18 protein-coding genes and 2 tRNA genes are annotated in these 14,033 nt (G+C 63.2%); 14 read left to right on the forward strand and 6 right to left on the reverse strand.

All coding sequences use genetic code 11. From position 1 onward, the window contains the following. Positions 1 to 481: 481 nt before the first annotated feature. Positions 482 to 1,579, forward strand: a complete 1,098-nt coding sequence (locus JQ567_RS11405) for an HD-GYP domain-containing protein (protein ID WP_192736330.1) — start codon at positions 482 to 484, stop codon at positions 1,577 to 1,579. Between the two features lie 105 nt (positions 1,580 to 1,684). Here JQ567_RS11405 and JQ567_RS11410 read toward each other — a convergent pair whose 3' ends face one another. Then, positions 1,685 to 3,265 carry an AMP-binding protein gene (locus JQ567_RS11410; RefSeq protein WP_212438906.1) on the reverse strand — a complete coding sequence of 527 codons (1,581 nt, stop codon included), beginning with the start codon at positions 3,263 to 3,265 and terminating at the stop codon, positions 1,685 to 1,687. Between the two features lie 208 nt (positions 3,266 to 3,473). Beyond that, a complete protein-coding gene (locus JQ567_RS11415) occupies positions 3,474 to 3,893 on the reverse strand; it encodes a VOC family protein (RefSeq protein ID WP_212438907.1) in 420 nt (139 codons plus the stop codon). A gap of 133 nt (positions 3,894 to 4,026) precedes the next feature. Between JQ567_RS11415 and JQ567_RS11420 the strand changes: the two genes are divergently transcribed. From JQ567_RS11420 to JQ567_RS11470, 11 genes are all read left to right on the forward strand, one after another. Further along, entirely contained in the window at positions 4,027 to 5,004 is a 978-nt protein-coding gene (locus JQ567_RS11420; protein ID WP_212438908.1) for a tripartite tricarboxylate transporter substrate binding protein, read from the forward strand. 90 nt (positions 5,005 to 5,094) lie between these two features. Beyond that, a complete protein-coding gene (locus JQ567_RS11425) occupies positions 5,095 to 5,352 on the forward strand; it encodes a DUF3551 domain-containing protein (RefSeq protein WP_212438909.1) in 258 nt (85 codons plus the stop codon). Between the two features lie 58 nt (positions 5,353 to 5,410). Continuing rightward, entirely contained in the window at positions 5,411 to 5,866 is a 456-nt protein-coding gene (locus JQ567_RS11430) for a helix-turn-helix transcriptional regulator (RefSeq protein ID WP_212438910.1), read from the forward strand. Continuing rightward, entirely contained in the window at positions 5,833 to 6,210 is a 378-nt protein-coding gene (locus JQ567_RS11435; protein WP_212439069.1) for an SRPBCC domain-containing protein, read from the forward strand. Before JQ567_RS11430 ends, JQ567_RS11435 begins: the two co-directional genes overlap by 34 nt. A 22-nt stretch (positions 6,211 to 6,232) precedes the next feature. After that, a complete protein-coding gene (locus JQ567_RS11440) occupies positions 6,233 to 6,970 on the forward strand; it encodes a thioredoxin family protein (protein ID WP_212438911.1) in 738 nt (245 codons plus the stop codon). 176 nt (positions 6,971 to 7,146) lie between these two features. After that, a complete protein-coding gene (locus JQ567_RS11445) occupies positions 7,147 to 7,506 on the forward strand; it encodes a DUF1428 domain-containing protein (RefSeq protein WP_212438912.1) in 360 nt (119 codons plus the stop codon). 119 nt (positions 7,507 to 7,625) lie between these two features. Continuing rightward, a complete protein-coding gene (locus JQ567_RS11450; RefSeq protein WP_212438913.1) occupies positions 7,626 to 8,243 on the forward strand; it encodes a hypothetical protein in 618 nt (205 codons plus the stop codon). Next, a complete protein-coding gene (locus JQ567_RS11455; protein WP_409363595.1) occupies positions 8,227 to 8,610 on the forward strand; it encodes a transcriptional regulator in 384 nt (127 codons plus the stop codon). Before JQ567_RS11450 ends, JQ567_RS11455 begins: the two co-directional genes overlap by 17 nt. A 33-nt stretch (positions 8,611 to 8,643) precedes the next feature. Next, positions 8,644 to 9,390, forward strand: a complete 747-nt coding sequence (locus tag JQ567_RS11460; RefSeq protein ID WP_212438914.1) for a di-trans,poly-cis-decaprenylcistransferase — start codon at positions 8,644 to 8,646, stop codon at positions 9,388 to 9,390. Positions 9,391 to 9,538: 148 nt separating this feature from the next. Further along, entirely contained in the window at positions 9,539 to 11,065 is a 1,527-nt protein-coding gene (gene bchE, locus JQ567_RS11465) for a magnesium-protoporphyrin IX monomethyl ester anaerobic oxidative cyclase (protein ID WP_212438915.1), read from the forward strand. A 180-nt stretch (positions 11,066 to 11,245) separates the two neighbouring features. Further along, entirely contained in the window at positions 11,246 to 11,680 is a 435-nt protein-coding gene (locus JQ567_RS11470; RefSeq protein ID WP_312017383.1) for an aminoacyl-tRNA deacylase, read from the forward strand. A 24-nt stretch (positions 11,681 to 11,704) separates the two neighbouring features. Here JQ567_RS11470 and JQ567_RS11475 read toward each other — a convergent pair whose 3' ends face one another. Continuing rightward, positions 11,705 to 12,238, reverse strand: coding sequence for a hypothetical protein (locus JQ567_RS11475; protein WP_212438916.1), 534 nt, complete (start codon positions 12,236 to 12,238; stop codon positions 11,705 to 11,707). Continuing rightward, complete coding sequence (locus JQ567_RS11480; protein ID WP_212438917.1) at positions 12,235 to 12,438, reverse strand: hypothetical protein; 204 nt, start codon at positions 12,436 to 12,438, stop codon at positions 12,235 to 12,237. Before JQ567_RS11480 ends, JQ567_RS11475 begins: the two co-directional genes overlap by 4 nt. Before the next feature lie 193 nt (positions 12,439 to 12,631). Between JQ567_RS11480 and JQ567_RS11485 the strand changes: the two genes are divergently transcribed. Then, on the forward strand, positions 12,632 to 13,264 hold the full coding sequence (locus JQ567_RS11485) for an aspartate/glutamate racemase family protein (RefSeq protein WP_212439071.1): 633 nt from the start codon (positions 12,632 to 12,634) through the stop codon (positions 13,262 to 13,264). A 108-nt stretch (positions 13,265 to 13,372) separates the two neighbouring features. Here the strand turns inward: JQ567_RS11485 and JQ567_RS11490 are convergent, their stop codons facing one another. Both JQ567_RS11490 and JQ567_RS11495 read right to left on the reverse strand, forming a co-directional pair. Then, complete coding sequence (locus JQ567_RS11490; RefSeq protein ID WP_212438918.1) at positions 13,373 to 13,741, reverse strand: hypothetical protein; 369 nt, start codon at positions 13,739 to 13,741, stop codon at positions 13,373 to 13,375. Between the two features lie 62 nt (positions 13,742 to 13,803). After that, a tRNA-Arg gene (locus tag JQ567_RS11495) sits at positions 13,804 to 13,880 on the reverse strand. A gap of 59 nt (positions 13,881 to 13,939) precedes the next feature. Here JQ567_RS11495 and JQ567_RS11500 point away from each other — a divergent pair. Then, a tRNA-Glu gene (locus tag JQ567_RS11500) sits at positions 13,940 to 14,009 on the forward strand. Positions 14,010 to 14,033 lie beyond the last annotated feature (24 nt).

Genomic DNA, 14,033 nt, shown 5'->3' on the forward strand with positions numbered 1-14,033 from the left:
GACGGTGACAACGAGCTCGGCCCGACCGAGGAGAGCACGAAGCAAGCCGTAAAGCCATTGCGCAGGGAATGTCGGATGCTCTCCGCTGCCCTGTATGCTCGTGTGCAGCTTTGTTTGCACTATTCGCACACGAGACCGCGGGTGCAGCGCGCATCCGGCATTCCCTGCGCCCTCTGTTTTCGAGGGCGAAGAATTTTCAACAGCTCGGGCGCAATGCGTCGCGAGAATAATGTTGGTCGTCCCGGCGAAGGCCGGGACCCATACGCCGCGGCCCCCGTGGTTGAAGAAGGAAGACAACGACCTGCGCGCAAGAATAATTATCGCCGCGGGTTATGGGTCCCGGCCTTCGCCGGGACGACAACGGAATCCCTAAAATTCTATCGATCCCGATCAATCAACATTCACGATACGTCTTAAGCCACAGGGAACTCCTTATCCGGTAGCTTGGCGGACGGTCATCACCGCAAGGCCCTGGGGTCCTATGACAGCATTAACCAACAAGACTCCGTCCAAGCGCCGGCTGCTGCTGGCGTCGGATCGGAGCGATCAAAGCAGCGAACTGGCCGGCATTCTGCAGTCGGTCGGCCAAGTGGACATGATCGCCACGACGGATATTCCCGACGCGCCGGCGCGCGATCTCTCCGGGATTGTGGTCGACATCAATTTGCGCTCGGCCGAGAGCGTGCAGATGGTGCGCAACAAGCTGCGCACCGAAGCCTATCGCGAAATGCCGCGGCTGTTCGTGCTGGCGGACGCGCTGCATCATGGGTCGATGCAGGCCTGGGCGCTCGGCGCCACCGACACCATCGCGCGCCCGTTCGACGCGCAGGGCATTCTGCAGCGCATCCGGGCCGCCTTTCCGGACGACAGTTCATACAACGAGACCGACCGCGGCAAGGCGCTGAACCGCGGTGTCGAAGCCGCGCATGGCGTCATGGTCAGGATTTTCAACGGCATGCGGGCCGGCGAGCCGCTGAAATACAGCGACATCGTGCAGGCCGAAAACAAGATTCTGAAAGCCATCAAGCACACCTCGCTGCGTGAATGGCTGACGACCGTCGGCTGCCACCACACCGACAGCTATCGGCACTGCCTGTTCGTGACCGGCTTTGCGGTCGCGTTCGCGCAGCACCTTGGCATGCGCGAGGACGACCAGCGCCGCCTCGCCCGCGCCGCGCTGTTGCACGACGTCGGCAAGGCGTTCATCCCGGTCGCGATCCTCGACAAGCCGGATCCGCTGACGCCGGAGGAAATGCACGAGATGCGCCAGCATCCGCGGCGCGGCTATGAGGCGCTGGCGGCGCAAGGCGGTTTTCCGCCGGAAATGCTCGATGTGGTGCTGCACCACCATGAATTCCTCGACGGCACCGGCTATCCCGACGGCCTCTCCGGCAAGGAGATCAGCGACATCGTGCGCCTGACCACGATCGTGGACATCTACGCCGCGCTGGTCGAGAAGCGCGCCTACCGGCTGCAGTTCACCCACGTCAAGGCGTTCGGGGTGATGGAAGAGATGGGTGACAAGCTCGATCAGCACCTGCTGCAGGCCTTCCGCCCGATCGCGTTCGGGTATGGCTAGGCCCTAGTCTCTCCTCGTCATTGCGAGCGAAGCGAAGCAATCCATCGTCCCGCGAAGGAAGTATGGATTGCTTCGTCGCTTCGCTCCTCGCAATGACGGAGGACCTCACTCCAGCAACTTCCGCAATTCCGCCTTCGCCACCTTCTCCAGCGTCGAGCGCGGCATCTCGTCGACGAAGATGATCTCGCGCGGCACCTTGAAGTCGGCAAGTGAATTCCGACACGCCGCCATCACGTTGCCCTGCAGATCGGCTGGAGCTGCTGCGACGCCCGCCAGCGGAATGATGAACACGACCGGCACCTCGTCCAGCATCGGATGCTTTTTCGCCACCACCGCCGCCTCGCGCACCCCGGGCACCAGCGCGACCACCTGTTCGATCTCGGACGCCGCGACGTTCTCACCGCCGACCTTCAGCATGTCCTTGGCGCGGTCGCCGAACTTGATGAAGCCGTTGTCCAGCAGCGTGACGCGATCGCCGGTGATGAAATAGCCGTGCTCGTCAAAACTCTCGCGCGTGGCCTTTTCGTTGTGCAGATACTCTGAAAACAGCGACAGGCCGGGAATGCCCTTGATCAGGAGATTGCCGGTGTCGCCGACTTCGGTCGGCCGGCCGTCGTCATCGGTAATGCGGATCTCGTATTCCGGCGCGGCGCGGCCGATCGACATCGGCGTGTTGGGCTGATCGACCTCGCCGACGATGCCGTGGGTGATGGTCTCGGTCATGCCCCACCAGCCGATGGTCTTGACGCCGAAGGCGGCGAAGGGCGGCGGATCGTTCACCGCCGTGCCCCAGAGCCGGAATTTGTGGTGCTTCGGAATCTCGTGCTCCAGCAGCGCCTTCAAGCAGAACGGGATTGTCGAGGTCCAGGTGCAGCCATGTTCCAGCGCGACGTTCCAGAACCGGCTCGCGGAAAACCTCGGCTGGATCACGCAGGACGCGCCGACCCACAGCGTTGCGAGCATCGAATAGGCCAGCGCGTTGGTATGAAACAGCGGCAGATAGGTCTGGTGCACGTCGCCCTGATGCAAATCCTCATGGGCGGCGTTGATCTTGCCGCCCCACAGCGCGTTGGCATGCGTCCACAGCACCGCCTTCGGCCGCGACGTGGTGCCGGAGGTATATTGCACGCTGCAGGGCGCGAACGGGTCGGTGGCGCGGCGCGGCCGGTCCGTGCTGTCGGCGAACAACGATTCGAAGCTGTCGCCGCGTGCGGCACCCTGCGCAGGCGCGGCGCCGGCGTCATGCGAGATCACCGCGATCCAGCGCAGATCGCGGCAATGGGCCGAGATCAATTCGGCATAGGCAGGTTGGGTGATCGCGGCGACCGCGCCGCAATGGCCGGCGAAATACTCCATTTCGGCCGCGGCCGAACGGGTGTTGGTGGTGACGGCGATGGCGCCGAGCTCGACACAGGCAAACCAGGCCAGCATGGCCTCGATGCAATTGTCGAGATGAACAAGCACATAGTCGCCGGGCTTGATGCCGCGCCTGACGAGGCCTGCCGCGAGCGCGCCGACGCGCTCATGAAATTCGCCGTAGGACCAGCTCCGTGCCGGGGCCTCGAACGGCGCCCAGATCAGGAAGGGATGGTTGCGGCGGCTCTCGGCCCGCATCCGCAGCAGCCATGGCACGTCGAGGCCGGCGAATGGTCCGACAATTCCCGGCGCTGCCTGTGAAATAGACATATGTCCTCCCCGGTGCAGCTTCGACCGCTGCCTTGGTTATTGCTTGGGAGTAGTTCTGCCACCGGATCGCGCGGCGGGCAAATCGTAATGATGGGCAATCTATCTCCGCGTCATTGCGAGCGAAGCGAAGCAATCCATGCTGTCCTCGCGGAGGTATGGATTGCTTCGTCGCTGCGCTCCTCGCAATGACGGGAGAGGCCGGGCGCCCTCAGGCCGCACCATCCTCATACGACGAAATCTCGATCAAGCTCCCGTCCGGATCGCGGCAATAGACCGAACGCAGCGTGCCGCGCGCGCCCTGCTTGGCGACCGGGCCTTCCTCGATTGCGACGCCGTTGGCCTCAAGGTGCGCGACCACCTGGTCCGGCGTGCTCGCGGTCAGGAAGCACAGATCGTCGCTGCCGGCGGTTTCATGATCGGCGGTGAACCACTCGACCTTGTCGGCATCGCGCGGCCGCACGTTGATCTTCTGGTTCCCGAACACCAGCGACGTCCGCGGCGTTTTGCCCGGGCCCGGATCGAACACCTTGATCTCCATGCCGAGGATGTTCCGGTACCACTCGGCGGAACGCGCCACGTCGGAGACATTGATCACGAGATGATCGAGCGCATTCACCTTGACGGACATGCCTAATCCTTTGGTCGCGCCTGTGGGCGTTGCGTCGCACTGGTCGCATGGATGTTTGTTTGTTACAACGCGGCCCTTACTCAGTTCAATAGAAACGGCCCGGGTGAACCCGGGCCCCCAGGGAGAATAACTCATGATTTCACGCCGTACCGCGATCTGCCTGACGGCAATCGGCCTTTCGATGACCGCTTCGATCGGCACTGCCTCGGCGGCGGATTATCCGACGCGGCCGGTCAAATGGGTGGTCGGATATCCGCCCGGCGGCGCTACCGACATCATTGCGCGCCTGCTCGGCCAGCGGCTGTCGGAGCGGCTTGGCCAGCAATTCGTGATCGAAAACAAGCCCGGCGCCGGAAACAACATCGCCACCGAATCGGTGATCAATGCCGAACCGGACGGCTACACGCTTCTCTTCGTCAATCCCGCCAACTACATCAACGCATCGCTGTACGCCAACCTGAAATTCAACGTCGTTCGCGACATCGCGCCGGTCGCGGCGTTCAATCGCGTGCCGAACGTGATGACGGTCAACAACAATGTGCCGGCGAAGACCGCTGCCGAGTTCATCGCCTATGTGAAGGCCAATCCGGGCAAGGTGAACCTGGCGTCGTCGGGCAACGGCACGTCGGTGCATCTGTCCGGCGAAATGTTCATGATGATGTCGGCCGCCAAGATGCAGCACGTCCCCTACCGGGGCGCGGCGCCCGCGATCACCGACCTGCTTGGCGGCCAGGTTCAGGTGATCTTCGACAACATGCCCTCGATCCTGCAGCACATCCGTGCCGGCTCGCTGCGGGCACTGGCGGTGACCTCGACGGTACGATCCTCACTTCTGCCCGACGTGCCGGTTCTCGCCGACACCATCCCGGGTTACGAGGCGAGCGCGCTGTTCGGCGCGGGTGCTCCGAAGAACACGCCAAAGGAAATTATCGAGAAGCTGAACAAGGAAATGAATGCGGTGCTGGCGGAGCCCGCGATCAAGGCGAAGCTGGTCGACCTCGGCGGCGAACCGCTGATCGGCACGCCCGAAGATTTCGGCAAGATGATCGTAGCCGAAACCGAGAAGTGGAAGAAAGTGATCGACAGCGCCAATATCGAGAAAGTGCAGTAAAGCCTCTCTCCGGAACCTTCTCCGGGTCGCGAGGTTTTGAACCTGAGGCGACCCGGCGACGCGGTATAATTACCGCAGGAGGATTCGAAGATGCGCAATGCGAAACTGGCAATGTTGGTTTTGCTGGCGGCTGGATCGGCCACGATGGCTGGCCCGACGCCGGCGGCCGCTTACGATTATCCCTATTGCGTTCAGGGCCGGGGCGTCGGCATTCCCGGCGACTGTTCTTACCAGACCTATCAGCAGTGCATGGCCTCGGCCTCCGGGCGCGGCGTTTATTGCAACGTCAATCCGCGCGCGGCGTTGAACCAGCAGCCGCGGCGCGGCCGGGTCTATCGGGATTACTGATCGGGAAAATTAGCAGCAGGCGCTTGACGCCCGATCTTTTGCGCATATACTAAACCATATGGTTAAGTATCAAGAAAGCGTCCTGGATCGTACCTTCGCCGCGCTCGCCGATCCGACGAGGCGCGCACTGGTGGCGCGGCTCGGCAACCGCGAAAGCCTTTCCGTAAGCGAACTGGCGCAGCCCTATGCGATGTCGCTGCCCGCGATCATGAAGCATCTCGACGTGTTGTCGGATGCCGGCCTGATCGCGCGCGAGAAGACCGGCCGCACCGTGGCGTGCCGATTGACCGCCAAGCCTATGGAGCAGGCGATGGACTGGTTGAACCGCTACCAGCGCTTCTGGTCCGACAATCTCGACCGACTTGCAGCTTTTGTGGAGGAAGACCCATGGCCACCCAGTCAAATACTGCCCGCGACGCCGGTCTCGCAACCAGCCCAAGCCTCACCCTCAAACGTCGTATCGGTGCGGCGCCGGCGAAAATCTACGCCGCGTGGACCGACCCGGAAAAACTAGCGGCGTGGTTCGGGCCCTCGAAGGTCAGGGAAGGTTCGGTGCAGGCGGAGACCGACCTGCGCGTTGGCGGCCGCTACCGAATCAGCTTCTATGCCACCGACGGCGAGTATTTCCAGGCCGGCGGGGTTTATCGCGAAATCGTGCCGAACGAGCTGCTGGTGATGAGCTGGGCCTGGCATTCGACACCGGAGCGCGAATCGCAGCTCACCATCACGTTGAAGCCGGACGGCGCCGGCACGCTGCTGACGCTGCACCACGAGCAGTTCTTCAACGAGGCCGCGCGCGACGGCCATGAGAAGGGCTGGACCGAATTGCTCGGCAAGCTCGAACAATTTGTCAGCTGAACCATCAACACAGGAGCCGCCCATGCAGCCGCATATCGTCGTCTCGCGCGAAGCGTGGATCGCCGCGCGCAAAGCCCATCTTGCGCATGAGAAGAAGCTGACCCAGGCCCGCGAGCGCCTGAGCGAGGAGCGTCGCGCGTTGCCCTGGGTCAAGATCGACAAGGATTATGTGTTCGACGGACCCGGCGGCCGGATGACGCTGGCCGACCTGTTCAAGGGGCGCCGCCAGCTCGTGGTGCAGCATTTCATGTTCGCGCCGGACTGGAACGAAGGTTGCAAGCACTGCTCGTTCTGGGCTGATGGATTTGAGCGCATCATTCCGCATCTCGCCGCGCGCGACACCACGCTGGTCGCGATCTCGCGTGCGCCGGTCGAGAAGCTTGCCGCGTTCAAGGCGCGGATGGGCTGGACCTTCGACTGGCTGTCGTCGGGGAACAACGATTTCAATTACGATTATGAGGTGTCGTTTACACCGGAGGCGCTCAAGTCGGGCGACAACAGGTACAATTTCGGCACCACGCGCTTCGGCACCGAAGAAGCCCCCGGCATCAGCGTGTTCTATCGCGACGAAGCCGGGAACGTCTTCCACACCTATTCCTGCTTCGCGCGCGGCCTCGACATGATGAACGCCGCCTATCATTATCTCGACCTGACGCCGCTCGGTCGTCACGAGGAGGATCTGCCATACCCGATGGACTGGGTGCGGCTACGTGACCAATACACACCGGCGCCGGTTCAGGCATCCTGCTGCCACTCGTAACAGCAAACGTCACTGCGAACCTAAGCGATCTCAGTTGTCATTCCGGGGCGATGCGGAGCATCGAGCCCAGAATCTCGTCATTCCGGGTCTGGTCCTTCGGACCATCCCGGAATGACGAAACCAAGAATGGTCCATCGCGCACTTCACAATGACGGAAAAAGCAAAGGGAATGACCCATGGCCTATGTCGACGGATTCATCGTCGCAGTTCCAAAGAAGAACATCGCGGCCTATCGCAAGATGTCCACCAAGGCCGGCAAGATCTGGCGCGAATACGGCGCGCTGGATTACCGCGAATGGGTTGCGGACGACGTCAAGGTCGGCAAGCTCACCTCGTTTCCACGCAGCGTCAAGCAGAAGCCGGGCGAGACCGTGGTGTTCGCCTGGATCACCTACAAGTCACGTGCGCAGCGTGACAAGATCAACGCCAAGGTGATGGCGGATCCCAGGCTCAACTCGTTGGGCGATATTAAATCGATGCCGTTTGACCCCAAGCGGATGATCTATGGCGGCTTCAAGAGCCTGGTGAAGGTCTGAGCGAAGCCGGCTTACGCGTGGATAAGCTGTTGAGGTAACCGCGCAATCGCGGCTTCGCGCATCCCCCTTGCATCTACTTTGTAATCCGATATACTTTGCGATACAAAGTGGGGTGAACGATGCGCGACCTTGACAAGGCGCTGGCCGATATCCTGGCGATCCGCAGCCAGATCGCGGCCGGCACCGCGTTTCGCGGCTATGGTCCGGCAACGGTTGCCGCCACCGGCGGCATCGCTCTGCTCACCGCGATCCTGCAATTCCTCTGGCTCAACGATCCGACCGGGCAACCGGTCACGTTTTTTGCCGGCTGGGCGGCTGCCGCGCTGTTCTCCGGCACGCTGATCTGGATCGAGATGCTGGCGCGCTCGCGCCGGCATCATTCCGGTCTTGCCGACGCCATGATCCAGCAGGCGTTCGAGCAGTTCCTCCCGCCCGGCGTCGCCGCGCTTTTGCTGGGGATCATGCTGTGGAAGTTCGCGCCCGAAACGCTGTGGATCCTGCCGGGGCTGTGTCAGGTGCTGGTCAGCCTTGGCGTGTTCGCCTCGGTGCGCACACTGCCGCGCAGCATCGCCTTCGGTGGTGCCTGGTATTTCGTGTCGGGCTTTACGGTCCTCCTGCTCGCCAGCCAAAACCATCTGCTGTCGCCCTGGATGATGGGCGTGCCATTCGCGGTCGGGCAACTCCTGATGGCCGCACTGCTGCATTTTGCGTCCGGAGAGAATGATGCCGAAGACTGAACCCAACAACGCGCCGTTCTCCTATGACGGGCTCGATCGCGTGATCCACGAGAAGGCGCGGCTCGGGCTCCTGACCTCGCTGATGGCTCATCCCAAGGGATTGGCCTTCGCCGACCTCAAGCAACTCTGCGGCCTCACCGACGGCAATCTCAGCCGGCATCTGCAGGTTCTGCAGGAGGCGGGCCTGGTCGAGGTCACCAAGGGTTACGAAGGCAACCGTCCCCACACCACCTGCCGCCTGACCAAGAGCGGCCGCCGCCGTTTCCTCGATTATCTCGCCGTGCTGGAGCGTCTGGTGCGCGACGCCGCCAAGGCCGCCGGCAAGGAAGACACCGCCATCGCCCGGCTCGGCATCCTGCCGGTCTGACCGCCATCCCCTTTTTTAATCGGAGACTTTGTGATGCAAAGTAATCTCTCGCCCAAACCTGAGGACACACCCGACGCGCGGCTGCATGTCGGCATCATCATGGATGGCAATGGCCGATGGGCGACGCGGCGCGGGATGTCGCGGTTGCGCGGCCACGAGGCCGGCGTCGAAGCGATCCGGCGCGTGGTCGAGGCGGCGCCAGGGCAGGGCGTCGGTGCGCTGACGCTGTATGCTTTCTCCAGCGATAACTGGCGTCGGCCGAAGACCGAGGTCTCTGCGCTGATGGCGCTCTTGCGATTCTATCTCGCCAATGAGGTCGAGGCGCTGGTCCGCAACGGCGTTCGTCTCACCGTGATCGGACGCCGCGATCGCATTCCCGAAGCCATCGCCCATGCCATCGCCCGCGCGGAAGCGGCCACCGCCGCCGGCGATGCGCTGCATCTGCGCATCGCGATCGATTACTCGGCCCGCGACGCCATCCTCTACGCCGCAACGCGTGCGGCCGGCATTGTCGATCTCACCCGCGAAAGGCTTGCCGAACTCATCACCGGCGAAAAAAACCTTCGCGACGTCGACCTCATCATCCGCACCAGCGGAGAAAAGCGGTTGTCGGACTTCCTGCTCTGGGAAGGCGCCTACGCCGAGCTGCACTTCACCGAACGGATGTGGCCGGAATTCGAGGCGCAGGATCTTGCCGAAGCCCTCGGCGCGTTCCATCGCCGCGAGCGCCGCTTCGGCGGTCTGCAGGCGATCGCACCGGAAGAGGTACCGAGCCTCTAGATTCTTGTTTTGACGCGTTTTCTTCACGCGAACCGGTATCCACTTCGCTCGAAAACGCTCTAATCCCTCACCAGGCGCCGGCCGGGGGCCGGGCTCTTTCACAACATGCGGGGACGAACGATGACGCCAACAGAGCGGAGCGACGTCCATGCGCATTCTCCTCATCAACGTGCCACACCCTTCGATCGGCAGCCGGATCCCCGATGATCATTTGCCGCCGCTCGGCCTGCTGTCGATCGGCGGCGCTCTGATCGACGACGGCCATGAGGTTCGCCTGCTTGATGGCGAGTTCGGGCCCATGCCGGTACGATCAATCAAAGCCGAGGCGCTGGCATTTGCGCCGGACGCCGTGCTGTTCGGCCATTCCGGCTCGACCTCGGGCCATCCCGTCATTGCAGAGATCGCGCAGGCAATCGTGCGCGCCATGCCCAACGTTCTGATCGTCTATGGCGGCGTGTTCCCGACCTATCATTGGCGCGAGGTCCTGCGCGAGGAGCCCTATGTCACGGCGATCGTGCGCGGCGAGGGCGAGGAAACCGCACGGCGACTGATGCGCGCGCTCGAATATGGCCACGAGCTCGGCAATGTCGCGGGCATCGCCTTCCGCGACGGCAACGATGTCAGGGCCACTCAGCCCGCGCCCGTGATCCGCGATCTCGATGCCTACCGGGTCGGCTGGGAACTGATCGATCACGCGCGTTACAGCTACTGGGGCGGCCTGCGCGCCGTGGTGGTGCAGTTTTCGCGCGGCTGTCCGCATCTGTGCAATTATTGCGGCCAGCGCGGCTTCTGGACCCGCTGGCGCCACCGCGATCCTGTCCGGTTCGCAGCTGAGCTGGCCCGCTTGCATCGCGAGCACGGCGTCAAGGTGATCAACTTCGCCGACGAGAATCCGACGGTATCGAAGAAGGCCTGGCGCGCCTTTCTCGAGGCGCTGATCGCGGAGAATGTCGATCTGATCCTGGTCGGCTCGACCCGCGCCGACGACATCGTTCGCGACGCCGATATTCTGCACCTCTACAAGAAGGCAGGCTGGCAGCGCTTCCTTCTCGGCATGGAGAACACCGACGAGAAGACGCTCCAACTGATCCGCAAGGGTGCCACCACCACCACCGACCGGGAAGCGATCCGCTTGATGCGCCAGCACGGCATCCTGTCGATGGCGACATGGGTGGTCGGCTTCGAGGAGGAGACCGATCGCGATCATTGGCGCGGGTTGCGGCAGCTGTTGTCGTACGATCCCGACCAGATCCAGATGCTCTACGTCACGCCGCACCGCTGGACGCCGTATTTCGGGCTCGCGGCCGATCGCCGCGTGATCCAGACCGACCGCCGCCGCTGGGATTACAAGCATCAGGTGCTGGCGACGCGCCATATGGCGCCGTGGCGCGTGCTGCTCTGGTTCAAGTTCACCGAAATGGTGCTGCAATGCCGCCCGAAGGCGATCCTGCGCGTCCTGTTTCATCGCGACGCCGGCCTGCGGCACGCGATGCGCTGGTACACGCAGATGGGGCGCCGGGTCTGGCCGCATGAGATTTGGGGATTTCTGCGCGACGTCAGGTTGAAGAATGGACCGACGGTGGCGCAATTCTGGGGCGCGCCGCAGGACAGCGAGGAGGAATCGATGTCAGCAGCGCGGCCCGAGCGCCGCGTCGGCGTGCGCGAGGCTGCGTGAAAGCCCGCGCATGCCGCTCTGCGGAATTGCAGAGGCGGCTGCTTGCGAAAGCAATGCGTAGGCCCCTTCTCAAGGCTGCGGATAACTGGCCGCGCCGGCTGGACGGCTGGCCCGGGAACCAAATACTTTCGCGCCCGATCGCACAGAACAAAAAGAACCGTCGCGGTCCGAGGCGTTGGCGTGAGCATACAGGTTGCTATTCTGAAGGTCCTGGCCAGTCACGGCAGCGGCCGGGCCACGCTTGCTTCGCTCAAGCGAGACATCATCATTCTCTCCGCCAGCGGCCCGGACTGGGACGCGCGCATCAAACGCCTGGCCCGACGCGTTCCGGCGATCGATATCTTTGGCGCCGGCTATGTGCTGCGTGACGACGACGGATGGCAAATCACGCCCGCGGGCCGCGACTTTCTCGCTGCGCTCGAAGCCGTGAGTCAGGATAACCAGCCGGCCGAAACGGCTTTGCCTGTATCGCAGGCGGCCGATGGCGCCAGGCGTCGTCAAGGCGCTCTCATCGTCGTCGGTCATCGCTTCAAAAATCGTATCCGCAGGGATCGCGATGCCGCCCAGCCACAACGCGATCAGCGCCGGCGTCCGCGACACGATTCAAACGTGTGACCGCGGCGGCAAGTGCCGGCGCCGTCAGTCCGTGTTCGAAACCAGATCGAGAAACTTCGCAGAATCATAGGCTGCCAGCGCCCGCTCGGCGGTATGCTTGACCACGCGCTCCTTGGCGTCCTCGTCCTCGATGTCGAAATCCATCCGGTAGATGGCCGCGACGATCTTCGCGTCGGTGGCGCTCACGCGCCACAGCATGAGGCTGACATTGGAATTCGCCCGGTCGGCGAGATAGGAGATGATGACGTCCTTGGCGTTCGGTCTCTGCAGGATGTGAAGCTTGGCTTTGGGATTGTCGGCCTTGATCGATTTGACGAGTTTGCCGACCTGCGCCTCGAACGGCGCGGGGTCCGAGATCGCGCGAACCGTCAGCCTTTCGGCAACCCCATCGTTGTTCCGGCCATATTCGACGAACCGGTCGCTGCCGGCGTTGCCCGAGCGAAGCCGCTGCAACGCGCTGCCGGCGAAATCCAGCGATAGCGGTGCCGCGTTTGAAGCGCCGCATGTCAGCGCCAGTGTGGCTGCGATGAATAATCCCCGAACCGCCGCGCCGATCACGATGCTTTTGCCAGGATCTGTATCAGCGATGTGACGATCAGGAAGATGCCGGTGATGCGGCAGGGCATGCCCCAGCGCTCCTGCCAGGCGATCCATTCGAGATGCTTCGGGCCGGCCGGGACCGGGCGCCAGCCATAATAGGCCGCAAGGATACCAGCGGCGAAGGTCATGCAGGCGTCGATTGATTGGGCAAGTGCCATCGTATTATCTCTGAACGAGCCTCTTGGTCGGAGACCGTCCGCGACAGGTTCAATGAGCTTGCGGGTCCGCTCGGCGGGGGGCCCGGCAAGGCCGAATCGGCGTGAATCGCTTCTCGCCTCGGTGCTGGCGGGTGCGGGGACAATGCCGGCGCACCGGGTTGACACCGATCGCGCCGCCGCCACACTGATCGGCATGCGCATTACCCTCATCCACGCCCTGAAACACTCGATTGTGCCGATCGAGGCCTCGTTTGCAAAACTTTGGCCTGACGCGCGGCTGATGAACTTGCTGGACGACAGCCTGTCGGCCGATCTGGCGCGCGATGGCGGACTCACCGAGGCCATGACCGAGCGCTTCCTGCAACTTGGGCGCTACGCGGCGGGCACTGGTTCGGATGCGATCCTGTTCACCTGTTCCGCCTTCGGTCCGTGCATCGAAGCGGTGGCACGCGCGCATGCACCGATGCCGGTGCTCAAGCCGAACGAGGCGATGATCGAGCAGGCCGTCACCAGGGGCCGCAAAATCGGTCTGCTGTCCTCGTTCCCGCCGACGCTGGTGTCGATGCCGCGGGAATTTCCGGCTTCGATCGAGCTGGTGCCGAAACTGGCTGATGGTGCCATGGCCGCCCTCGACCGCGGCGATCGCGCCACGCATGATCGTCTGGTGGTGGAGGCGTCCAAGGACCTGCGTGATTGCGACCTGATCGCGCTGGCCCAATACAGCATGGCGCCCGCCGCCGAGATGGTCGCGAAAGCCTCAGGCCGCCCGGTCGTCACCACGCCTGACAGCGCGGTGCTGAAGCTGAAGGAAATGCTGCGCGGCTAGAGCGTTTTCCAGCGAAGTGGAGACCGGTTCGCGTCAAGAAAACGCGTCAAAACAAGAATCTAGAGCCCCGTTCCGATTCCATCGGAACGGAAAAGGCTCTAGCCGCGTTCAGGCCTTTTTCCTGGCGGCCTTCTTGGTCTTCTTCGCGGCTTTCGCAGGCTGCTTCTCGACCTTCTTCTCAGCCTTTTTGGCGGGCTTCATGTTCATCGCCGCGATTTCTTCCGCCGCGTATTTGACCGCCCGCGCGTAGCTGTCGGCGGCATTGTCGGCGGAGTTCTGCAGCCGCTTCGCTGCCGCCGTGCCATGGAGCATCGCGCTCTGGGCGAGCAGCTTGAACCGCGCCTTGGCTTCCTTGTCCTTGGCCGAGGCGGCCTTGGCCATGAACAGGCCCTGCCGCTTTTTGGCGGCGGCCATCAGGCTCTTGTTCTGTGCTTTGGCGAGTTGCCGGATTACGGCGTCTAGATCAGCTTCAGCCATTCCGGGTCACTCATCACTCCGCTGCGTGACCCCGGGGAACAGGATATTGGGGTGCACTTTATTGGCGCACCCGACACGATTCGAACGTGTGACCTTTGCCTTCGGAGGGCAACGCTCTATCCAGCTGAGCTACGGGTGCAGTGGGGCTTCATTTAGCCGATTGGTCTGGCATCGGCAACGGCCTTGGGGGGCTGGGAGGGCTCGGTTGGAGGGTGCGTCGCCCTCTCTCAGGCGTCGGTCACGCGTTCGAATCGTGTCGGGTGCGCCAGGAAACCCTGTGCCGGGGCTGTGG

Source organism: Bradyrhizobium sp. AUGA SZCCT0431 (assembly GCF_018131065.1).
Taxonomy (GTDB): Bacteria; Pseudomonadota; Alphaproteobacteria; order Rhizobiales; family Xanthobacteraceae; genus Bradyrhizobium.